The 21415-nt window shown below is 63.6% G+C and carries 15 protein-coding genes; 3 read left to right on the top strand and 12 right to left on the bottom strand.

All coding sequences use genetic code 11. The annotated features are described in order from the left end of the window. Positions 1–87: 87 nt before the first annotated feature. The 5 genes from PspS04_RS03040 to pbpC form a co-directional block, all read right to left on the bottom strand. Positions 88–645: a DUF4136 domain-containing protein gene (locus PspS04_RS03040; protein ID WP_095170190.1), complete on the bottom strand. Its 558-nt coding sequence runs from the start codon at positions 643–645 to the stop codon at positions 88–90. 40 nt (positions 646–685) lie between these two features. After that, positions 686–1306 (bottom strand): DUF4136 domain-containing protein, encoded by a 621-nt coding sequence (locus PspS04_RS03035; protein WP_159993555.1) that lies wholly within the window; start codon positions 1304–1306, stop codon positions 686–688. Between the two features lie 23 nt (positions 1307–1329). Continuing rightward, positions 1330–2079 carry a methyltransferase gene (locus PspS04_RS03030; protein WP_095170188.1) on the bottom strand — a complete coding sequence of 250 codons (750 nt, stop codon included), beginning with the start codon at positions 2077–2079 and terminating at the stop codon, positions 1330–1332. Then, positions 2079–2381, bottom strand: a complete 303-nt coding sequence (locus PspS04_RS03025; RefSeq protein WP_095170187.1) for a MazG-like family protein — start codon at positions 2379–2381, stop codon at positions 2079–2081. The genes PspS04_RS03030 and PspS04_RS03025 overlap by 1 nt, the downstream gene beginning before the upstream one ends. A gap of 137 nt (positions 2382–2518) precedes the next feature. After that, a complete protein-coding gene (gene pbpC / locus PspS04_RS03020; protein ID WP_159998726.1) occupies positions 2519–4855 on the bottom strand; it encodes a peptidoglycan glycosyltransferase PbpC in 2337 nt (778 codons plus the stop codon). A gap of 126 nt (positions 4856–4981) precedes the next feature. On the opposite strand from pbpC, the gene PspS04_RS03015 reads away from it, so the two are divergent. Continuing rightward, positions 4982–5275: a hypothetical protein gene (locus tag PspS04_RS03015; RefSeq protein WP_095170186.1), complete on the top strand. Its 294-nt coding sequence runs from the start codon at positions 4982–4984 to the stop codon at positions 5273–5275. Between the two features lie 34 nt (positions 5276–5309). Here PspS04_RS03015 and PspS04_RS03010 read toward each other — a convergent pair whose 3' ends face one another. Next, positions 5310–10211 (bottom strand): alpha-2-macroglobulin family protein, encoded by a 4902-nt coding sequence (locus PspS04_RS03010; protein ID WP_159993553.1) that lies wholly within the window; start codon positions 10209–10211, stop codon positions 5310–5312. Positions 10212–10389: 178 nt separating this feature from the next. Here PspS04_RS03010 and PspS04_RS03005 point away from each other — a divergent pair, with 178 nt between their 5' ends. Continuing rightward, the gene (locus PspS04_RS03005) at positions 10390–11739 is read left to right on the top strand and encodes an MATE family efflux transporter (RefSeq protein WP_159993551.1); all 1350 of its coding nucleotides are present in this window, start codon (positions 10390–10392) and stop codon (positions 11737–11739) included. Between the two features lie 27 nt (positions 11740–11766). Here the strand turns inward: PspS04_RS03005 and PspS04_RS03000 are convergent, their stop codons facing one another. The 6 genes from PspS04_RS03000 to PspS04_RS02970 all read right to left on the bottom strand — a co-directional run bounded on the left by PspS04_RS03000 (position 11767) and on the right by PspS04_RS02970 (position 18666). After that, entirely contained in the window at positions 11767–12552 is a 786-nt protein-coding gene (locus PspS04_RS03000; protein ID WP_095170183.1) for a DUF4123 domain-containing protein, read from the bottom strand. Further along, positions 12549–14096, bottom strand: a complete 1548-nt coding sequence (locus tag PspS04_RS02990; RefSeq protein ID WP_237234961.1) for a type VI secretion system Vgr family protein — start codon at positions 14094–14096, stop codon at positions 12549–12551. Before PspS04_RS02990 ends, PspS04_RS03000 begins: the two co-directional genes overlap by 4 nt. A gap of 233 nt (positions 14097–14329) precedes the next feature. Then, positions 14330–16243, bottom strand: a complete 1914-nt coding sequence (gene speA, locus PspS04_RS02985; protein WP_159993549.1) for an arginine decarboxylase — start codon at positions 16241–16243, stop codon at positions 14330–14332. A gap of 221 nt (positions 16244–16464) precedes the next feature. Further along, entirely contained in the window at positions 16465–16836 is a 372-nt protein-coding gene (locus PspS04_RS02980; RefSeq protein WP_095170180.1) for a translation initiation factor Sui1, read from the bottom strand. 201 nt (positions 16837–17037) lie between these two features. After that, positions 17038–17595, bottom strand: a complete 558-nt coding sequence (locus PspS04_RS02975) for an NUDIX hydrolase (protein ID WP_159993547.1) — start codon at positions 17593–17595, stop codon at positions 17038–17040. A gap of 3 nt (positions 17596–17598) precedes the next feature. Beyond that, positions 17599–18666, bottom strand: coding sequence for a DUF2333 family protein (locus tag PspS04_RS02970; RefSeq protein ID WP_159993545.1), 1068 nt, complete (start codon positions 18664–18666; stop codon positions 17599–17601). 285 nt (positions 18667–18951) lie between these two features. Here PspS04_RS02970 and PspS04_RS02965 point away from each other — a divergent pair, with 285 nt between their 5' ends. Beyond that, positions 18952–20622: a response regulator gene (locus PspS04_RS02965; RefSeq protein ID WP_095170177.1), complete on the top strand. Its 1671-nt coding sequence runs from the start codon at positions 18952–18954 to the stop codon at positions 20620–20622. Positions 20623–21415 lie beyond the last annotated feature (793 nt).

Genomic DNA, 21415 nt, shown 5'->3' with positions numbered 1-21415 from the left:
CTCCAGTAGTGCTCGCAGTGTAGTCAACGCACGCGCGCAGCGCTGGCAAGTTGCCAGTGCCGCTGCCAGATAGTCCGTCAGGCGTGCTTATCTTGGCGGATAGTTACTCAGGATCCGCGTCACGGTCTCACGAATCGCATTGCTGCGATCGCTGGGATTGGGGGAGCTGCTGAGCATCTGTTCGTCACTGCCGCGCCATACCAACTTGCCGTCCTTGCCGTCCAGCAGGTCGATCTGGATGGTCGCGACCTTGTAGCTGACATTGCGGGTTTCGTTGTACATCGGTGCGCCCCAGTAACCGTTCCAGGGGTTGCCCCAGGCGCCGCCGTAGTTGGTGGTGACCTGTTGCTGGCGCTCTTCGATGATCAGGTAGGTCTGCACATTAAGGTCACCCTTGCTGCTCCCGGCTGCCGGGCGCAAGCCGCGCTGGTCGAGCTGATCGGCCACCGACTGGCGAATACGTTGCTCGGTGAGGTCGCTCTGGATCCGTGGATCATCCGGGCGATATTGCAGGGCGGGCTCCTTCCAGGTCCAACTGTGGTAGGCGGCGAAGTCGCGGCTGGCGTCAAAGTCGTGATTGATCTGGTTGGACTGGCAAGCACTGAGCAACACAGCACATGCCACAAATGCGAGACGGCGGAACATGGTTTTTCTCCGGTGCAGGCCCGCACACGAATGCGAGTCATTAAGAAGGAGGATACGCCGCTACGGCCTTTTGAACAGCTTCTCTTAATGCGTCACCGCGTTCGCGTTGCGTTCCATCGACGCTGGTTTCAGCACTGGCACTCCACACCGGTTGGCCGGTGCCCGCGTCGTACAGATCGACCCGCACCACCAGCACCTGGATCTGGTAGGTGCGCACAACGGGCACCGTGTTGTACATGCCGACGCCACTGCCATAGCCGTTGCCATAACGGTTGTAACCACCGTAGGCGCCATAGCCATAATCGTCCTGCACTTGCTGCAAGCGGGTTTCCTGGTGCAGGTCGGCACTCACCAGCAGGTCTGCCGTGCGCTGGTCATGCAAGGGGCGCAGGCCTCGCTGGTCGAGGGCGTTGCTCACGGTTTCGGCGATCTGAGCCGAGTCCGCCCAGGCCGAGCCATTGGGCATCTGGCCGTCGAGCCAGGCCCAACTGCGGTAGCGACTGAAGTCTCGCGGAGCCGCAGGGTAGGCGCTGCGATCAAACGTCTGGGCCGCTTGCGGCGGCGCCGGTGGCAAGGGCCTGGAGCTGGCGACATACGGGTTGCTGCCCTGGCAGGCGCCAAGCCCCAGGCACAAGGCGATCAATCCAAGGCGGCGGTTCATGATGCCCTCCACGGGTATTGGGGTCAGGCCGGGCGGCAGATCCAGTGCAGGTAACGTCCCAGCCCGGCAAATGTCGGGTGCCGACGGTGCGCCAGTTCCATCTCCAGCAAGTCGAGCAGTTCGGCACGGGCCTGGAATTCCACGGGCATGTAGTCATGGAAAACCCGCACTCCACTCTGGGTTTCGACCGTCCACAGGCCCTGCAGTTGCGTCGCCAGTTCACGCGGATCCAGAGGCATCTGTGGGGTCAGGCTCTGCTTCTCGCCCGCCATGTCGTTCTTGCGCATTTTGCGGAAGTGACCCTTGAGCAGATTGCGGTAAATCAGTGCGTCGCGGTTGTAGAACGCCAGCGACAACCAACCGCCCTGCGCGGTCAGTTGATGCAGCACCGGCAGAATCGCATGGGGTTCGGCCAGCCACTCCAGCACCGCATGGCACAGCACCAGGTCATAGGGCTCGGTGAGTTGGCCGAGCAGTTCCTGCCAGGGCGCCTGGATGAAGGTCGCAGTTTGTCCGGCCTCGGCGAAACGCTGGCGCGCCCCTTCGAGCATCGGTGCGGCCGGCTCGGCCAGGGTCACCTGGTGGCCGCGCTCGGCCAGCCACAGCGACATGTGGCCCAGGCCCGCGCCGATGTCCAGCACCCGCAGCGGGCGGTCCGGCAAGGTTTCCGCCAGGTCCGCCTGCAACACCGCGAGGCGGATCGCGCCTTTGGCACCGCCGTAGATTTTTTCCGCGAAACGGGTCGCCAATTGATCGAAATGACGGTCGCTCATCAGCTGAACCGCCGTTCGCTGTCGGCCAGCTTGCTGCGCACCACCTGCTCCATATCCAACCCCAGCTCGCTGCACAGCAGCAGCAGATAAAGCACGATGTCCCCCACTTCCTGCCCGGCGTGGGCCAGGGTGTCGGGCGGCAACTGGCGCGACTGGTCTTCGCTCAGCCACTGGAATATTTCCACCAGCTCGGCCATTTCCACACTGGCGGCCATGGCGAGGTTTTTCGGGCTGTGAAATTGCCGCCAGTCATTGCGGTCGCGGATGCTGTGCAGGCGTTCGGTCAGTTCAACAAGGTTCATCGGGCTCTCCTGAAGGCGTATAGCTTCGGGCGGATGACCGCAGGAAGCAAGCTGTCGCTAAGCGACAGATCGCGGGCAAGCCCGCTCCCACAGGCTCCACCGTATTCAGCACAGCTCCGTCTGCTCACGCTGGCGCTCTAATCGACGACATTGAACTCGACCCGCGCCGTCTGCCCGCCCTCATCCAGCACGCTCAATTCAACCCGGCCAAGCTGTTCGAAAGTCGCGTTGATGCTGTCCTGGTTAGCGCTGTCACCCAGCGGTCCGCCATTGACGAACCACCAGCGCCGACCGCTGCCCCCCAATGCCGACAACTTCAGGCGCAGCAACTCCTGGCTGGCGGCCGGGCGTCGTAGTTGATCACCCTCGCGCACGCCGACGATCGACAACGGTGAGGATGCCGCCAGCAGCGGACCCGGGCAATCCGGATCGTTGGCCGGCAAGCGCGCTTCGCGCCGTTCGACCCGCGGCAACCAAGGCTCCAGCGGTGCCGGCCACAAGGCGATATCCCGGGCCACCGCCCCCGGACACTTGGCGTCGACTCGCAGCCCACGCTCGTTAACCCAGATTTTTTCCACCAGGCCCACGCCCAGGGGCTGGTCCATGGCTTGCAAGGTCGGCGGCGTGGTGCCGTCCAGGGTCCAGGCGAAGCGCTGGCGGCGGCAGTTGGGGTCGGTACGGCTCATGGGCTGTCCCAGGGGCCAGCAGATCGCAGCCACCCCGACGTTCAAGGGCACCGGCTGCACCGGGGCGCTGATGCCACGCTGACTGTCACGGTTGATCAGCACATCGTGTACCTGCAGCATCAGCGGTGCCGCCGAGGCCAGGCCAAACTGCCCGGGCACCGGGGTGCCGTCCGGGCGGCCGATCCAGATGCCGATCAGGTAACGCGGGCCGACGCCAATCGCCCAGGCATCACGAAAACCATAGCTGGTGCCGGTTTTCCAGGCCAGCACCGGGCGCTGCACCAACTCGGCTCGCGGGTCACGGTCGGGGCGCGCCTGCCCACTGAGAATGCGCCGCACGATCCACGCCGAACCCGGCGACAGCAGCGGCCGTTCGCACAGTTCGTCGTCGGGCTGCAAGCGGATAGTGGCGCTCTTGCCGCCACGGGCAAAGGCGCTGTAGCCGCTGACCAAGTCCTCCAGCCGGCTCCCGGCACCGCCGAGGATCAGCGACAGGTTGGGCTCGGCCAGGGGCGGCAAGGCCAATGGCATGCCGCCGATGCGCATTTCGGCGGCAAAGCGTTTCGGACCGTAGGCTTCGAGCAACTGCACCGCCGGCAGGTTCAGGGAAGTCGACAGCGCACTGCTGGCCGGCACCGGGCCGCTGAAGCCCATGGAGAAGTTGCCCGGGCGGTAATCGCCATAACGCCGGGGCACGTCCTGCAGCAGCGACTCGGAATGGATCAGCCCGGCGTCCATGGCCATGCCATAGAGGAACGGCTTGAGCGTCGACCCCGGCGAGCGCAGGGCGCTGATCATGTCGACATGGCCGAAGCGCCGGGGGTCGTTGATGTCCACCGAGCCCAGGTAGGCACGCACTGCCATGCTTTGTGCCTCGACCACCAGAATCGCCGCCGAGGTGTGCTCAGGCAAGCGCGCGCGCCAGCCCAGCAACAGGTCCTCGAGACGCCGCTGCAAATTGGCGTCGAGGGTGGTGCGAATCAGCGGCGGGCTGTGCGGGCGGTTCAAGCGGCGCGCCAACAAGGGCGCCAGGCTGGGCTCCAGGCGGGGCGCCAGCAGCAAGGGTTCCTCCAGGGCCTCGTCGACCGCCGACTGCGGCCACACGGCAAATTCACCGAGCCGGCGCAGCACCTTGTCCCGCGCTACTTGTGCGCGGGCCGGATGGCGGTCAGGGCGCAAGCGACTGGGCGCTTGTGGCAACACCGCAAGCAACGCCGCTTCGGCGTGGGTCAGGTGCTGCGGAGACTTGCCCAGATACGCCCAACTGGCGGCGGCCACGCCTTGCAAGGTGCCGCCGAACGGCGCGCGATTGAGGTACAGGTTGAGAATCTGCTCCTTGGACAAATGCCATTCCAGCTGGGCCGTGCGCCACAGTTGCCGCGACTTGCCCAACAGCGTCCGCGGATGGGGATCGAGCAGACGCGCCACCTGCATCGACAGCGTGCTACCGCCGGACAACACCCGACCGCCGCTCAGGTTCTGCCACGCCGCCCGGCCCAGCGCCAGCGGGTTGACCCCGGGATGCTGGTAAAACCAACGGTCTTCGTAAGTCAGCAGTGCCTGGAGGTAATAGGGCGAGACTTCGCTCGTCTGCACCGGGTAGCGCCACACGCCGTTGGCATCGGCGAAGCGCCACAGCGGCGTGCCGTCTTCGGCCAGCACCACCCGCGCCAGATCGTCCTTGGGCAGGGGCAACGGCCAGAGCCGGTCGGCCAGCCACACCAGGACCACCAGCAGCACCACGCTGCCCAGCAGCCAACGCCACGCCCGCTTGCACCACGAACCCAGGCGCCGCGTTAGTATTGGAAAAATCAAACCCGCAAACCTCTATGCTTCAAGGGAACTCACCCACAGATTCAACAGCCAAAGACTCAGTTCTGGCACCCACGCCCACTCTTTCATCAGGATGCACACATGCAGGTAGAAAGCTTTTTCGAATGGCTCGGCCAGGCGCTGGGGTCGGTCATCCGCTTCATCGTCGACATACTCAGCGGGTTGTTCAACACCTTGAGCCACGCTGGCGGCAACTTTGTCGAAGGGCTGTCACAGGCGCTGGGCATGGACACGTCGATCGTCAGCATCCTTGCGCTGGTGGTCGGCCTGTTGCTGCTGTACTCGGCCATCCGCGCCTTCATGCGCGCCTCGATCATCGGCGGGATCATCTGGCTGGTATTGGGGTTATGGGTGTTGAGTTGGGTGATTCACTGAACCACCCAACCCCTCGTAGATAAAGCCGCAGCATTCAACGGCCCTTGATTACCATCTCTGGCACCGTCTCACCCACCGCCTGCCAGTTCGGCCGGTACATCGACTCCACTTGCGGCGGCGGTACACGATAGGTGCCGGGCGTGACCGCCCGCGCCAGATACAGCAGGTGCGTGGTGCCATAGCCGTCGAGGTTCAACGCTGCGACGTAACGATCGTCACGGAACTCCTGGTGCTTGAGGCTGGCGTTCTGCATCGACTCACGCCACTCCTTGACCTTGCTGCTGGCGTTTTCCAGGCTCGCAGCGCTTTGGGCCAGGTTCTGGTTTTCCAGTTCCAGGCCGGCCGGCAACAAGTCCACCACCAGGGCATCCGGCACGCGCTGCTTGGCGCTGACGGCGATATGCACCAGTACCAGGTCGCCGCTGGCCAACGCCTTGAGGTCCAGCGGCTGGCCGTTCATGCCCAGGTACTCACGGCGGATGTTCAGGTTCTCGCCACCCGGCGCTGGCGCCTGCAGTGGATAACCGGAGATGGTCAGCTGTTGATAGACCGGCTCGCTGCCGGCATTGCTCAGCGTCAGCGGCGAGGCCAGCAACGGCCCTTGCAGCTTGAGCCCGGGCTGGGCGTTGTTCAGCTCACGGGTTTGCGTGCCACTGCTCAACTGCGCAGTCCAGTTGGCTTCAGGCTTGCCCAGCAAACTACGGCCGGCGAGGAACAGCGAGTTGCGCTCCTGGGTCGACAGGTACGGGCTGGCAGCCAACTGGTCGGACAGCTCGAACAAGCGCTCTTCGCGCTTGCCCTTGTCCAGGTCGTATTCCTGCAGCAACGCCAGAATCAGCGCCTGGTCCCGCAGCGGGCTGCCGTAGTCGGCCAGCCAGTCGTTGGCCTTGCGTGTCGCCGCAAGCCCCGCGACCAGCGCCTGCGCGGCGCGTGGTTGATCGCCCATGAGCTGCAGGGCCACCGACAATTGCACCAGTGGCAACCCGGAACGGGCATCGCTGCGCCGCTCGAACAGACTGCGCAGCGCGCCCAAAGGTGCCTGTTGGCTGCGGGCCAATACCAGGCCGGCATAGGCCTGCACCGCAAACCGCGTGTGCTCGGCGTTTTCGCTGTAGTCGACTTCGATCAGGTTGCGCTCCTGCAGGTAACGCAGCAGGCGCTCGTTGGCTTTTTTCAGGGCATCGGCCGGCACGCCGAAACCCTGGTCGCGGGCGCGCAGCAGGAAGTCGGTGACGTAGGCTGTCAGCCAGTACTCCTCCTCCCCGTCGGCGCCCCACAGGCCGAAGCTGCCGTTGTAGCGCTGCATGCCCAGCAAACGTTCGATGCCCAGTTCGATCTTGCGCTTGCGCGCAGCTTCCGGCTCGCCTTCCAGGCCCAGGCGTTTCAGGCTCGCCGCGTCGGCATACAGCGACGGGTACAGGCCGCTGGTGGTTTGTTCGGAACAACCATAGGGGTAGGCCTTGAGTGCACGGATCTGCTCGCCCAGGTTCAGCGGTGGCCGGCTCGACAGGCTGAGCAAGGCTTCGCGCCCGGCCGGTTCGAACAGTGCCAGTTCACTGTCAGGCAGGCTCCAGGGTTGCTCCTTGAGTACCGCGCGATAGTGCTTGAGCAGCGCCGGATAGGCCGGCCGCACGCCCAGGGTCCACTCCCGGGTAAACGGCGGCAGGCTCTCGCCCGGTAAGTCGAGGCCGTTGACCAGCACCTTGACCTTGCCCTGGCCAAAACCACCGAGGGCGCGCAGGGGAATGCGCAAGGTGGTGCGCTGGCCCGGGGTCAACGCCACACTGTGGGCCGCCGTGTCCACTAGGGCCAGTTGGCCCTCGGTGCTCAGTTGCACCTGCAGCGTCTGCGCCTTGCCCGAGAGGTTCGACAGGTCCAGCGCCAGGCTGGTCTGGTCGCCGCCAGCGAGGAAGCGTGGCGCCGAGAGTTCGGCGATCAAGGGCGCGGCGATCACCGTCTTGGCTTCGGCCATACCGTAGCGATCGTCGGTCCAGGCCTGGGCCATCAAGCGCAGTTCACCGTTGAAGTCCGGAATATCGACACTGACCTGACCTTCACCCTGCTCGTTGAGGGTAACCGGCGCACTCTGCAGGGCGACGATGGTCACGCTGGTGTCCGGGCGTTTGCCGCCCTTGGCCAGCGCCGCATCACCACCAAAGGCCAGGCTGGCCAGACGGCCTTGGCCGGCTTCGATCAATTGCCCGTAGACGTCCAATTGGTCAGCGCCGTAGGCCTTGCGTCCAAACAGGCTGGAGTAGGGATCCGGGGTCGGGTACTCGGTGATATTGAGGATGCCGACATCGACCGCAGCCAACAGCACGTGCACCTGTTTTGGCACGCTGCCGTCGGCATTCCTGACCTGGATCTTCACGCTCAGCGGCTGTTTGGGGCGCATTTTTTCCGGTGCACTCAGGCTCAGGCCAAGCTTGCGCTGGGTCCGATCCAGCGGCAGGTGCAGCACGCCGACCGCACGCTTGGGGGTGACGTTGGCCTTGCGCTCACCGGGACGAATCACCAGCGCGCTGACATACAGATCGTGCCGCGACCATTTCGGATCGAGCTTCACGGCAAAGCTCTTGCCCTCGGCCGGCACTTCGATTTCCTGCCACCACAGCGGGCCATCGGCCGACTCCACCAGCAGGTAGCCTTTTCCGGCCGCCGGTGGCGTTACCGTGACCGTGGCCGTGTCGCCATCGGCATAGGCCGGTTTATCCAGCGCCAGTTTCACTTGGTCCGGACGCACTGCTCCGCCTTCGGCGTTGTCCTGGGCGCGGTAGCCGGCCCAGAAGCGCAGGCTGCTGGTCACCCCGGTCTGTGGGTCTTCGACTTCCACCCGATAAGGGCCCCACTCCACCGGGAAGCTGACCTTGGCCGTGTCACCGGCCTTGATGCTCAGGGTCTCTTCGGCAAGGTTGAGGAACTTCTCGTTGAAGTGATAGCTCCAGCCATCGTTGTCCGAGTAGTTCCAGTAGTAGTCGCGGCGCTCGCGAATCAAGCGCACCTTGAGGTTGTCGGCGGCCAGCTTCTGGCCCTGGTTGTTGGCCATCAACAGTTCGAACTCGACCGGACCATCGCCGTCGGTTTCCTCGCCATCGAACAAGGCGCGCAGCCCCGGCATGCGCTCGGCCGGCCACACCGGTTGCACCACGCGCCGGGTAATCGGCCGGCCACCGGACTCCTGCAGGCTGGCCTGGACGATCAGTTGCAGCGGTGACTTGGCTTCGGCCCATTTGCTGTCCAGGGAGATCAGCACTTCGCCGTCTTCGTCCAGCGCGGTTTCCTCCAGCTCCAGGTCCTGGCTCAGCTCCTCTTCGGTCACCGAGCCGAATTGATAACCCGGCAGGCTCTTGACCGCCTCACGCAGCGGTCGCACGTACACCTGGCCACTCAAGCGATTGCCGGCGGCCGGCGCGCCGTAGAGATAACGACCATTGACGCTGATTTGCGCGGTGTCGCCCGGTTTGATCGGTTGCTCGCTGCCCTTGAGTTCGAGGGCCAGGCGTTCGGGCAGGAAGTCTTCGACGAGAAACTCGTAGAGTTGTGGCTTGCCGTCGCCCAGGTCGAACACCAACTGCCAACGCCCGGTCGGCGCTTCGCCGGCCAACTGCAACTGATACTGATACAGGCCGGAGGCATCGGCGTCCCAGACGAACTTGCGACTGACCTGCTCGTCCGGGCGCCGCACTTCGACACTCACCGGCTGCGGCTTGACCGCGTTGCCGTCGGTATCGCGCAGCAGGGCGTTGAGCAGCACGGTTTCGCCGGGGCGGTAGAGGTCACGCGGGCCGAACACGAAGAACTGCAATGGATGGGACTGGGGGCCGCCGATGTTGAATTCGGCCAGGTCCAACGCTGCACTGTTGAGTCGCAGCAGGCTGGTCTGCTGGCCCTGGTGGGCGAGGAGTACTTCGGCTTTTTTCGGCAGCGGCAACTGAGCGTGGCCGCCCTGCCCGGTCTTGCCCTGGCCGACCACGCGACCGTCGCTGTCGAGCAGTTCCAGGCTGACATCGTCCAGCGCCTTGCCGCCCTCCAGGGCTTGGGTGAACACGTCCAGGCGGTTCTGGTAGCGGTGCACCGAAAGCCCAATGTCACTGAGGGTAAACAGGGTCGCCGGTTGCGAATAGTTGTACGTGCCCGAGGCGCGCATGACCGCCAGGTAGACGCCCGGTTGCTGCAGCGGCTTGAGGCCGGCGATCGGCAACAGCAGGGTTTCACGGGTGTTGCGCGCCGGGTTCAGGTCAAAGCGGCCGCCATACACCAACTCGGCCATGGGCAGCAGTTCACGGGACTCATAGCTTTGCAGGCTGTTGTTGCGACCCCATTGGGCGAGGAACGCTGGCAGCGACTCGGATTTGATCCGGAAAAATTCGACGTCGACCTTGTCGACATTCAGGGCAATCACCGGCAGGCCTTCGGCCAGGCGCGTCGGCAGCAGACTGCCACGGCTGGCAAACCCTACGGTCGGTTGCAGGTCGCGGGTTTCCAGGCGGCTGACATATTCGCCGGTCAGCTTGGCGTCGTTGACCGCCAGCAATCCGGCATCCACCGTCAGCACCAGCTTGCGCTGCGGCTCAAGGTGACGCAGGCGCAGCTCCATCAGGTTGTCGGAAAGCTCCCAGGCACCATCGACCTTGCCGCTTTTGCTGTCGACCAGGTGCAGCTTGTCGGCGAATTTCTGCTGGGGGTCCAGCGGCACCGAAAAGCTCACCGACAGGGTGCTGGCACCGTCGAGCTGGATTTCCGAGACATCCACCACGCTCAACTCACGGCCGGCGTAGCGCTGCTTCAGCGCCGCCAGGTCTTGCCCGGCGTGCGTCTTGGCGGCGCTGACCGTGGCCGCCGGTGCGGAGCTGGCCGGGGGTTGGCCGGGCGTCGATGAATCGCAGGCACTGAGCAAGGTCAGCGCAGCGGCCAGAAACAATCCTTTGTTAAGCATGGGGCACTCGTGGGCAGGAGTATCGAAGGGTTGAACTATAGCCCAAGCGCTTGCCGGGCTGGAGTGATTGACCGACGGTTGGGTGTTTGGTTCTGCGCCCGGGAGCAGATCGCCGCTGATCCCGAACCACCGCCCCTGCGGATCTGCCGCTACAATGCCGCTCGCCCAAGGAGCCTGCATGTCCACCCTGATCAACGACTGGCGCGACCGCCCGACCCACCGCCGTGTCTGGGCGCTCGCCGCGCCGATGATTCTCTCCAACCTCTCGGTGCCGCTGGTGGCGCTGGTCGACAGTACCGTGATCGGCCACCTGCCCCACGCCCACCAACTGGGCGCCGTGGCGGTCGGTGCCAGCCTGTACACCTTCCTGGCCTGGGCCATGGGTTTCCTGCGCATGGGCTCCACCGGGTTCGCGGCCCAGGCCGCCGGACGCGGGGACGGCGCGGCCTTGCGCCAGATCTTGCTGCAGGGCCTGCTGCTGGCGCTGGGGCTGGCCGTGCTGCTGGGCAGCCTGGGCGTGCCACTGAGTGGCGTGGCGCTGCACTTCATGCAGCCGTCGGCGGAGCTCGAACACCTGACTCGGGAGTTTTTCCACACCCGGCTGTTTGGCTTGCCTGCGGCCCTGGCCAGCTATGCGCTGGTCGGCTGGTTCCTCGGCACCCAGAACGCCCGCGCGCCACTGGCGATCCTGCTGACCACCAACCTGGTGAACATTGCCCTCAACCTGTGGTTCGTCATTGGCCTGGAGTGGGGCGTGGTCGGCTCGGCCCGGGCGTCGGTGATCGCCGAATGGACTGGCGCCCTGCTCGGCCTGGCCATGACCCGCAGCGCCCTGCGCGCTTTTCCCGGGCATATGGCCTGGGCGGCCCTGGCGATCTGGCAGAGCTGGCGGCCGCTGCTGGCGGTCAACCGGGATATCTTCATCCGCAGCCTGGCGCTGCAGTCGGTATTTTTCATGATCACGGTGCAGGGCGCCCGACTCGGTGATGCGACGGTGGCAGCCAATGCCCTGTTGCTCAACGGCCTGCTGTTGACGGCCCACGCCCTCGATGGCCTGGCGCATGCCGTGGAGGCGCTGTGCGGCCACGCCATCGGCGCCCGTGATCGCCAGGCCCTGCGCCGCTCGCTGGTGGTGGCTTGCGGTTGGTCGTTGATCGCCAGCACCGGCTTCGCCCTGTTGTTTCTGTGTGCCGGGCACCTGTTCATTGAAATGCAGACGGATATCCAGAGCGTGCGCGACACCGCTTTCTGCTACTTGCCTTACCTGGCCGCCCTGCCCCTGATTGCGGTCTGGAGCTACCTGCTCGACGGCCTGTTCATCGGCGCCACCCGCGCGCGGGAAATGCGCAACGGCATGCTGTTGACCGTGGTCATCGTCCTGCCGTTCGCCTGGGCCCTGCAAGGCCTGGGCAACCATGGCCTGTGGCTGACATTCCTGCTGTTCATGTTGCTGCGCAGCCTGACCCTGGGTGTATTCGCCTGGCACCTGCGCAACAAGGACCAATGGTTCACCGGCCACACGCAGTGAACCACCGTCCTGGCGCAGACGCCGGCTTCAAGTCGGATCGTTGCGCCAGTGCTGACGCAGGCTGTCCAGGCGCTCCTGCTGAGTGCCTCCCGGCAGAACCACCTGCAACGTGGCGGATGGGTATTGCAGGCGCAGGCGCAACCAGCCGTCCAGCACCGCGTGCTCGGTGAAGCCCTGTTCCAAGCCTTCCTCGAGGCAGCACCAGATCACCCCATAATCATGCCCAGTGGCCCGGCACCACGACCAGGCATGGCGCTCCAGCAAACACGTCTGCAACTTATCCTGCTGGTGCTGGCTGAGGTTGTCTTCGATCGCCAGCTCACTTACAGCCCGGCGCGGATTGACCATCTGCTGCCACCCCAGGCTGCCCATGGCCCGATCCGCCCAGGTGCCGCCGTACCAGTACAACCGGTCGATCGGCCCCAACCAGCGGCTTAACTCACTGGCGTCGCGGGCATCGAAGAAGTAGCTGGCGGTCCAGGGGTTGTAATAGCTCAACAGGCCCTTGTGATGCAGGCCGAAGGTCACCGTGAGCATGCGCCGCAAGTGCTCGAGCAACGGACCTGCCGACACCGAGGTCTGCAACAGGAGCCCAGGCCAGTCTTCCGGCTGATCATGGACGCAATCGGCCAGCCTCGCGTGGCTCGCCAATTCGATCACCTGCGGCCCCTGCTCGCGCAACCCATGCAGGTCGGTGTTGGCAAACAACGCGTGCCGCACCGCGCCGGCAAAGCCGTGCTGCAACCGGCTGCAGGCCTGCGGTGCGGCGGGTATGTCGAGCAACAGCCATTGCGCTGTGCGGGTCAGGCTCATGCTGCACCACTCAGGCCATCACCTGTCGCCGTGCGACACACGCAGATGAACTGGCGGCAATGGCTGTAGCTGCCACCACCGGGCAGCAGGCACAGCAACACCAGCGGCTGACTGGTGCGCAGCAGGGTCAGCAAGTCCTGGGCCGCGATCGCGGGCACTTCCTCCATGGTTGCACTCGGGGTCTCGACCGTGGGCGGTTGCATGGCCTTGAGATGAATGTTCGGGCTGGACAGGCGCAAGGTTTCACCGTCGAAACTCACTTCGCTGCAACCGACCTTGAATTGCCGTTCAACGCTGGGGCCAACGGCCTGTGCCGGCCCGGGCGACACTTGCAACTGTTGCTCGCTCCCCATGAATGCTGCCGCACTGATCTGCAGTTGCAAGCGTGCCGCAGGCGAGCCGGTAGCAGCCAGGTTATCCCCGGTCTGCAGTGGCGTGACGAGCACGCCACAGATCAAGGGCTGATCCGGATCACCCTCGGTATAGCTGACGTACACCTCCACACCTGCCCTGAGAGCGTTTATCGCCTGGACAGATAAATGCGCAGACACCGGCAACCAGCAATGACTGGGACGACCGCCCTCGCCCTGGTACAGCCACTCCAGTTGCACCGCGATCCGCTGCTGCGCATCACGGTGTTGGCCGTCCACGCTCACCACCCAGCCGAGTTGCAGGCTGCTCATGCGCGGTTTCGCCGGCGATTCGGCTGGCACGCACGGCACGCCCCACGGAATGGCCCGCAGTCGATTGTGATAGTGCGGCACGTCGTGCTGGCTCGCGCAATGTTCGACCCGGGTGATCAACCACTGGCCAGTGCCCTCGGTGCTGGGGTGTCCGGAGCAGGATAAAAGCCGCCCCGCGCGCACTGTGGGCCGCTCGGTTGCTGCCTGCACATGGATGCCGTCCGCTTGCGCATGCACTGCAAATCGCCTGACACCGGCGGCACCTTCAACCCCGAAGCTAAGCGTCTCGGCCACGCAGTGGTGCTGCCCGCAATCGCTAAACACCAGGCAATGACCTGCTCGGCGGTGCCGGAAGTGGTAGTCAATCGACTGCTGGCCACACAGGCGCTGGACAAACGCCAGGTCGGATTCACGGTACTGAGTGCAGAACTCCAGTGCCGGATACTCACCGCGCAATTCGAATCGGCAAGCCTGCCCGTCAATGCCGTGCTCACTCAATACCTGGGCGAGGATCTGCGGCACCGACAATCCGCTGAATACACGCTGGGTGAAGCGACGTGCCAGACAGGCCAGTCGCGGGCCCAGGGTCACACGCCAGAGGCCAGGTTGTGCTTCATCGTGAAGCGGCACCAGGCCCTGGATCTGTCCATGAATGCCGCTGACCGCCGTGCCGAAGCACAGATAGGCCGCGCGAAACATCAGGCTGGACAGGTCCAACTGGCGCTCGTCCAGGTGCAAGTCCAGCAGGAACTCAAAGGGTTGGCTGATGGCTTCGCTGCCGCTTAACGCGACCACGACCAGGGGCTGGGGTTGACCCGCTATCTCCAGACGAAATGACGGCTCGTAAAGGGGATCGAACATCGGCTTTTCTCTACAGGAGGGGCGGCCGGGGATTCTCGCTGAGAGACATGGCCGAGTAGAGTGCCGAAATACAACTTGGGAAATGGACTACATGAAATGAGGAAGCACCATCGTTGATAGTGCTACACCATTAAAAATCGCTGAAAAAACTAGGAATCGCCTTACCAGACCATCCGAATTTTCCGCAAGACGCGGAACATTTTCAGACAGCCTGGTTTCAGCGGTTCGTTACCTCAGGAAGACAGGTACGAAGAACGAGTCAGGCCCAGGCGCAGTGCGTCGAGGAACTGGGTACGCTCGGCAGCGGTGATCCGCGCGCTGGCGACTTTGTCGCGGTAGTGAGTCATCAGCTCTTCCGGCGACAAGTGCACGTAGCGCAGCATGTCCTCGATGGTGTCGTGGGTCTCGATCCCAGCGTGATAAACACTGCCGTCGGCATTCTGGTAGATGTTCACCGAGTCGGTGTCACCAAACAGGTTGTGCATATCGCCGAGGATTTCCTGGTAGGCGCCCACCAGGAAGATCCCCAGCAGGTAGTCTTCACCGTCCTTGAGGGCATGCACCGGCAGGCTGGTCTCGATGCTCTGCTCGTCGACGTACTGCTTGATCTTGCCGTCGGAGTCGCAGGTCAGGTCTTGCAGCACGGCGCGGCGCAGCGGCTCTTCGTCGAGACGGTGCAGCGGCAGGATCGGCAGGACCTGGCCGATGGCCCAGGTGTCCGGCAGGCTCTGGAATACCGAGAAGTTGCAGATGTACTTGTCGGCCAGCTTGTCGTTGAGTTCGTCGAGCACCTGGCGGTGCGAGCGCTGACGGGCCTTCAACGAGTTGTGCAGGCGACGGCAGACGGCGAAGTAGCATTGCTCGGCCAGGGCTTTCTCGGCCAGGGTCAGCTTGCCATCGGCGTACTGGGCCGCCACGTCGCTCATGTAGTGAGTGGCGCGCCAGTAGGTTTCGGTGACCATCTCGATGTCGGTCGGACCCAGCAGGTCCACCAGCCATTGCACGGTTTCCGGCAGCGCTTCCTTGTTCTCGATCTGCGGTACGTCGTCGTTGTGTTTCTCGACGTCGGTCACCTGCACCACCAGCATGGCGTGGTGGGCGGTCAGGGAGCGGCCGCTTTCGGAGAAGATGTTCGGGTGTGGCAGGCTCTGCGCGTCGCAGAATTCCTTGAGCATCCCGACCACGACACCGGCGTAATCGTCCATGTCGTAGTTGATCGAACTGGCGTTACGCGAGTGCGTACCGTCGTAGTCCACACCCAGGCCGCCGCCGACGTCGATGTGGTCGACCGGCAGGCCGAGGTTGCGCAACTCGCCGTAGTAACGGATTGCTTCCTTGAAACCGTGCTGGTAGTCCGCCAGGTTGGCGATCTGCGAACCCATGTGGAAGTGCAGCAGGCGGATGCCCTGGTCCAGGCCAGCGGCGCGGAAGCGCTCGACCACCGACAGCAGTTGCGCCGCCGACAGGCCGAACTTGGATTTCTCACCACCGGTGTCCGCCCACTTGGACGAAGCCAGGGACGACAGGCGTACCCGCAGGCCGACCTGTGGCTTGACCTTGAGCGAGGCGGCTTCTTCGATCACCAGGCCGACTTCGGATTCTTTCTCGATCACGATGAATACGTTGTGACCGAGCTTCTGGCCCATCAGCGCCAGGCGGATGAACTCACGGTCCTTGTAACCGTTGCAGACGATGGTGCCGCCCTTCGGCGCCAGGGCCAGCACGGCCAGCAGCTCAGGCTTGGAACCGGCTTCAAGGCCGATGGACACATCCTGGGTAGCGATGATGTTCTCGATCACCGCTTCTTGCTGGTTAACCTTGATCGGGTACAGGGCGGTGTATTTGCTCTGGTATTCCAGGCGCTCGATGTTCGCATCGAAGGCGCCAGTCAACTGACGCACGCGGTCTTGCAGAATGTCCGGGAAACGGACCAGCAACGGCAAGGACAGGCCACTTTTGCGCAACTGGTCGACTTGCTCGAACAGGTCGATAGGCGAGCTGCTCGGACCGTTCGGACGAACTTCGACGCGACCGGCGTCATTGATCGCGAAATACCCGGCCCCCCAATGGCGAATCCCGTAAACACTGCGGCTGTCCGCAACTGTCCATTGGCTGCCATCGTCTTTGCGTGTGCGTCGTACGGACATCGAAGTCCCCTATAAATGAAGTCAAAGAGCGCCACCCGGGTTGAGGGCTGGCGCAGCTTAAAGAATGAAAATGACGATTAGCCTGCAACGAGGGGATAGACCTCGAATGCAGCCCTGAGTTTAGAAACCGGTCAGAACAGGCTCTGTGAAAACCATGGAGACGCCGCCGACGCTGATCGGGATCAGGCCTGCGTCAAGTCGGGTGGTCTTCACAGAGGCTGCTAGCCGCCGGATTTCTTCGCTTTGAAACCGTGTTTGATCAGCTCTGCCAAGAGTAGCTCGACATGATCACCCTGGATTTCGATGACCCCGTCCTTCAACGCACCGCCGGTGCCACAGCGTTTCTTCAACGTCGTGGCCAGGTCCTTGAGCGCGTCTTCGGCCAGCGGTACGCCGCTGATGGTGGTCACCGTCTTGCCGCCACGGCCCTTGCTTTCGCGGCGCACGCGCGCGATGCCATCACCGGCCGGGATAACGGTTTGTTGGCAGATACAGGCTGCCACGGGCTGGCTACAGTCCGGGCAATGTCGACCTGCGTCGGTGGAAAATACCAGGCCACCAAGGGCGGCGAAGGATGCGGCTTTTTTGGCCACCGGCAATCCTCTTAGGAGGACAAAGACTGGTCGCAGCCACGTTGGCACGGGCTATCGACCGCGAAGCCCCACTCAGGCAGGGGCAGCGCTACTGGAACGGTACAACAAGCATTTCACTGTAGGAGCGGGCACTCGCTCCTACAAAAGGTCGCGCAGTGTAACGACAAAAAGCTCACTTGCTAAGAGCCAATCGGCGCCAATTTATGCATCTTTTGCGACGTCGATGCCGCGCGCCCGCAGATAGCGTTTCAAGGCCGCCAAAGAGTCCGGGCAGTAAGGCTTTTCGCTGATTTCCTGCATGACCTGGGCAAGGGGGATAAAACGCGCCTGCAGCACCTCTTCCGGCTGCAGTATCAAGGGCCCGTCCCAGACCGCCGAAAACGCCGCACACCACAGGCGGCTGTCGGTGTCCTCGAAGAAAAAATGGTCGTGGGCGGTCAGTTCCACCCCGCTCACCCCCAATTCCTCCGCAAGCTCCCGGGCCGCCGACTCGGCGTAGCTTTCATCGGCACCGACCATGCCGCCGGCCGCCACATCCCAGAATCCGGGATAGAGCGCCTTGCTGAAGGTGCGCTGATGCACGCACAACTCACCGCTGGAGTTGAACAGCATGATGTAGGTGCCGCGCCCGATCAGCCCGCGCTCGCGCAACTCTGAGCGCACCAGTGAGCCGAGCAGGTGGTCCTGCTCGTCAACCCAGGCGATCTGCTCGGCATCCGAGGCCGCACGGTGCGCGGCCTCCCGGGCTTGATCAACCATGACTCAGCCCTGGTTGAGCAGCTGACGCAGGTCGATCACCGCTGCGTTGGCCCGCGAAATGTAGTTGGCCATGACCAGCGAGTGGTTGGCCAATGGACCAAAACCGCTGCCATTGAGGATCATCGGGCTCCAGACTGGCTCCTGCGAGGCTTCCAGCTCACGAATGATCTGGCGCACGCTGACGGTGGCGTTCTTCTTGGCCAGGACATCGGCAAAGTCGACTTCGATCGCCCGCAGCAAGTGCGACAGGGCCCACGCCTGGCCGCGCGCCTCATAGAACACGTTGTCGATCTGCATCCACGGGGTTTCCACCACTTCCTCGTCGACCTGCAGCACCTGGCCTGGGGCCACGACTTCGGTTTTCAGCGAGGTGTTCAGCTTGACCCGGCCGACACTGGCCGACAGGCGTTGCGACAGCGAACCCAGGCGGGTGCCGACATCGCCCAGCCAGTTGTTCAGGTTGTCGGCGCGGGCATAGAACAGCGCGTTCTTTTGCGAAGGGTCCGACAGGCGCGCCTGATAGCGGGTCAGGGAGTTGATGCCTTCCTGGTATTCCGACTCACTGGAAGGCAGCACCCAGCTCTTGTTGTCGAAGTTGAAGCGCGGCTCGGCCTTGGCCAGGTCGGCGTCTTCAGCCGACTGCGATTGCGAGCGGGCAAAGTCTTTGCGCAGGGCCCGGGTCAGGTCGCGGACCTGTACCAGCACTCCGTATTCCCAGCTCGGCATGTTGTCCATCCACAGGCCCGGCGGGAACCGGTCGTTGGAAATGTAGCCGCCTGGCTTGTTCAGCAAGGTACCGGCCACCGACTTCAGGGTTTCCACCGTGGTGTAGCCGACGACCATCTGCTTGCCGTCTTTCTCAGCGGCGATCTGGGCGTTCTGCTGGACCGGGAACAGCGCAGGCTCCTCGCTCCAGTACCAGCCCAGGCCGATGGTCACCAGCAGATACAGACCGATCAGCGTAGCCAGCGCACGGCTGAACAGCAGGCCACCCAAATAGCTGCGGGTGTCCGACTTGGGTTCGGCGGCGCGCTCGGGCGCGCTGCCTGCACGGTTCTTCCAGTCCAGCATGGCGATATCCTTTCAATCACTTGAGTTCATCGGTTCGACCACAACCCTACTCCATCGTGCCTCGCCAGCAGCGGATTAATCCTGCCCTGGCACGGCGCCGCATGTCTGGCGGTCGAGCGAGCACTATAGATGAAGCAGAGCCACGAGCCTACGAGACTAGTCGGTCATAAACTGAATGGAGTCGCTTTGCACAATATTGACTGGCGACACTCATGCAACTGGAAAGTGGTGCTAGCATAGAGCCACCACTCGACCTCAGCATGCACCCTCACTAGTAGTCAGGATATGACCGAGCCAGAAGACCCCAGCCGTGAGCGCCTCAAGCAGCACTTTGCCCAGCGGGTAATTCATCAGGCACGTCAGATTCTTGAGATTTGGCAGCGCCTGCAAGGCAGTGAGTGGTCGACAACCGACCTGGCGGAGCTCAGCGAAGCCAACCTGCGCCTGCTACGTTTCGCCGAGCGCTTCGAACAGCCCGAACATACCCAGTTGGCGCACGGTATCAACCAGTCCCTGCAGGCCGTCGACGCCAATCGTGGACGCTTGAGCAGTGGCCTGATCAGCGACCTCAACCGCTTGATGCAACGCTTGTCGCGCACCGGCCTGCGCCAGGGCGACCAGCTCGAGCAAACCTATCTGCCACCCTTGCGCAAGCCGGTGTACGTATTGCTGCAGGATCACGACCGTGCCGAACGCCTGGCCAAGCAGCTGGAGTTTTTTGGCCTGAGTGCCCAGTCCCTGGACAGCGTGGCGGCGTTTCGCGCGGCGATGGTCGAGCGCCTGCCGAGTGCGATTGTCATGGACGTCGATTTCGAGGGCCCGGGCTTGGGCCTGCAACTGGCGGCCCAAGCCCAGGAAGGCCTGGAGCACAAGCTGCCGCTGCTGTTTTTCAGCCTGCTGGAAACCGACACGCCGACGCGCCTGGCCGCGGTCCGGGCCGGCGGCCAGGAGTTCCTCACCGGCACCCTCGAGGCCTCGAGCCTGCTGGAAAAGATCGAAGTGCTGACCTGCATCGCCCAGTACGAACCCTACAAAGTGCTGATCATCGACGACTCCCGCGCCCAGGCCATGTACACCGAGCGCCTGCTCAACAGTGCCGGGATCATTACCCGCACCTTGATCGAGCCGATCCAGGCCATGGCCGAGTTGGCGGACTTCCAGCCCGACCTGATCATTCTCGACATGTACATGCCGGCCTGCACCGGTACCGAACTGGCCAAGGTGATCCGACACAACGACCGTTATGTCAGCGTGCCGATCATCTACCTGTCGGCCGAGGATGACCTGGACAAGCAACTGGACGCCATGAGCGAAGGGGGCGACGACTTCCTGACCAAGCCGATCAAGCCGCGCCACCTGATCACCACCGTGCGCAATCGCGCGGCCCGGGCCCGCAACCTCAAGGCGCGCATGGTCCGCGACAGCCTGACTGGCCTGTATAACCACACCCATATCCTGCAACTGCTCGAAGACTGCAGCTTCCGCGCCCGCCGCGAGAACAAGCCCTTGAGTTTTGCCATGCTCGACATCGACCACTTCAAGCGGGTCAACGACAGCCACGGCCACCCCATGGGCGACCGGGTGATCAAGAGCCTGGCGCTGTTTCTCAAGCAACGCCTGCGCAAGACCGACTTCATTGGTCGTTATGGCGGCGAAGAGTTCGCCATCGTCATGCCCGACACCGATATCGAATCGGCCTACAAAGTACTCGAGCAGATCCGTCGACGCTTTGCCGAGATTCACTACCCAGCCCAACCGCAAGACCTGTGGTGCACCTTTAGCGCCGGCGTGGTCGACCTAAGTGAAGACAGCGACAGCCTGATGATGGCCAGCCAGGCGGACGAAGCCCTGTATCGCGCCAAGGCGGCAGGTCGCAATCGGGTGCAGGCTGCGCAGCAATCAAGGCAAAGTGCCACTTTTTCCACGGAAACCACCGATTTGGTCATAACGCTGTAATACGAACGCAATAACTTCGGGCGCTTACCATTCTGTCGTCGGTAGAAACCTGATGCGCCTGAAGTGGCTGACCAATCTCAATACCCTGCTGTTAGTGGCGGTGTGCCTCGCACTCGGCACCACTTTGTGGTGGTCGCAAAAAGCCCTGGAACGTCCTTATCTGTTGATGGAGCGTTACCTGGGACTCTCCCAGCAGTTCCAGAACCAAGTGGCACGCAAGATCGAAGACTACCTGCAAAGCGGCGACGCCTTGCGCCTGAGCAGCGCCACCCAGGCGATTGCCGCGCTGCAACAAGGCCTGGATGAAATGCCCCCCGAGCTGGCGCAAAGCCTGCGCCCAAGCCTGGCCAGCCTCGAGGTGTTCAGCAACACCGAGCTGCTGGCGGCGGGCAAGCTGGCTGGCGATCCACAAGCGCTGCTGCTGCAAGCGGAACGCGAACTGGGGGCCAGCCTGGAGCAACTCGGCCAGTACGCCACCGCCAGCCCCGGCCCGGAATCCGCCGCTTACTTGCCGGCGTTGCTGGCGGCGGCCCAACACCTGAGCAAGCTGTCCCTGGCCCGGGACAAATTGGTGAGCAGTGGCCGCAGTGAGTTGGCGGTCGATGTCGAGCGTGAAGTGACCAACATCCGCAGCCAGGCCGAGCTGATCGACGCCTTGCCATTGCTCGGCGTGGCGAGCAGCCAGGCGTCGAACAGCGACGACTTCGCCGCGATGATGGGCCTGCAAGGCAACGAACAAACGGTCGCCGAAGATGCCGGCACCGGCTACAAGCGCGAATTGGCCAGCCTGCTC

This window comes from Pseudomonas sp. S04 (assembly GCF_009834545.1).
GTDB lineage: Bacteria > Pseudomonadota > Gammaproteobacteria > Pseudomonadales > Pseudomonadaceae > Aquipseudomonas.
Note: the sequence above shows the minus strand (reverse complement) of the source record. Positions and strands in the feature narration are given on the sequence as shown.

Bases quoted from the DNA above. Each gene is read 5' to 3' on its own strand.
- PspS04_RS03040 (WP_095170190.1), bottom strand. From the start codon at position 645: ATGTTCCGCCGTCTCGCATTTGTGGCATGTGCTGTGTTGCTCAGTGCT.
- PspS04_RS03035 (WP_159993555.1), bottom strand. From the start codon at position 1,306: ATGAACCGCCGCCTTGGATTGATCGCCTTGTGCCTGGGGCTTGGCGCC.
- PspS04_RS03030 (WP_095170188.1), bottom strand. From the start codon at position 2,079: ATGAGCGACCGTCATTTCGATCAATTGGCGACCCGTTTCGCGGAAAAA.
- PspS04_RS03025 (WP_095170187.1), bottom strand. From the start codon at position 2,381: ATGAACCTTGTTGAACTGACCGAACGCCTGCACAGCATCCGCGACCGC.
- PspS04_RS03015 (WP_095170186.1), top strand. From the start codon at position 4,982: ATGCAGGTAGAAAGCTTTTTCGAATGGCTCGGCCAGGCGCTGGGGTCG.
- PspS04_RS03010 (WP_159993553.1), bottom strand. From the start codon at position 10,211: ATGCTTAACAAAGGATTGTTTCTGGCCGCTGCGCTGACCTTGCTCAGT.
- PspS04_RS03005 (WP_159993551.1), top strand. From the start codon at position 10,390: ATGTCCACCCTGATCAACGACTGGCGCGACCGCCCGACCCACCGCCGT.
- PspS04_RS03000 (WP_095170183.1), bottom strand. From the start codon at position 12,552: ATGAGCCTGACCCGCACAGCGCAATGGCTGTTGCTCGACATACCCGCC.
- PspS04_RS02990 (WP_237234961.1), bottom strand. From the start codon at position 14,096: ATGTTCGATCCCCTTTACGAGCCGTCATTTCGTCTGGAGATAGCGGGT.
- speA (WP_159993549.1), bottom strand. From the start codon at position 16,243: ATGTCCGTACGACGCACACGCAAAGACGATGGCAGCCAATGGACAGTT.
- PspS04_RS02975 (WP_159993547.1), bottom strand. From the start codon at position 17,595: ATGGTTGATCAAGCCCGGGAGGCCGCGCACCGTGCGGCCTCGGATGCC.
- PspS04_RS02970 (WP_159993545.1), bottom strand. From the start codon at position 18,666: ATGCTGGACTGGAAGAACCGTGCAGGCAGCGCGCCCGAGCGCGCCGCC.
- PspS04_RS02965 (WP_095170177.1), top strand. From the start codon at position 18,952: ATGACCGAGCCAGAAGACCCCAGCCGTGAGCGCCTCAAGCAGCACTTT.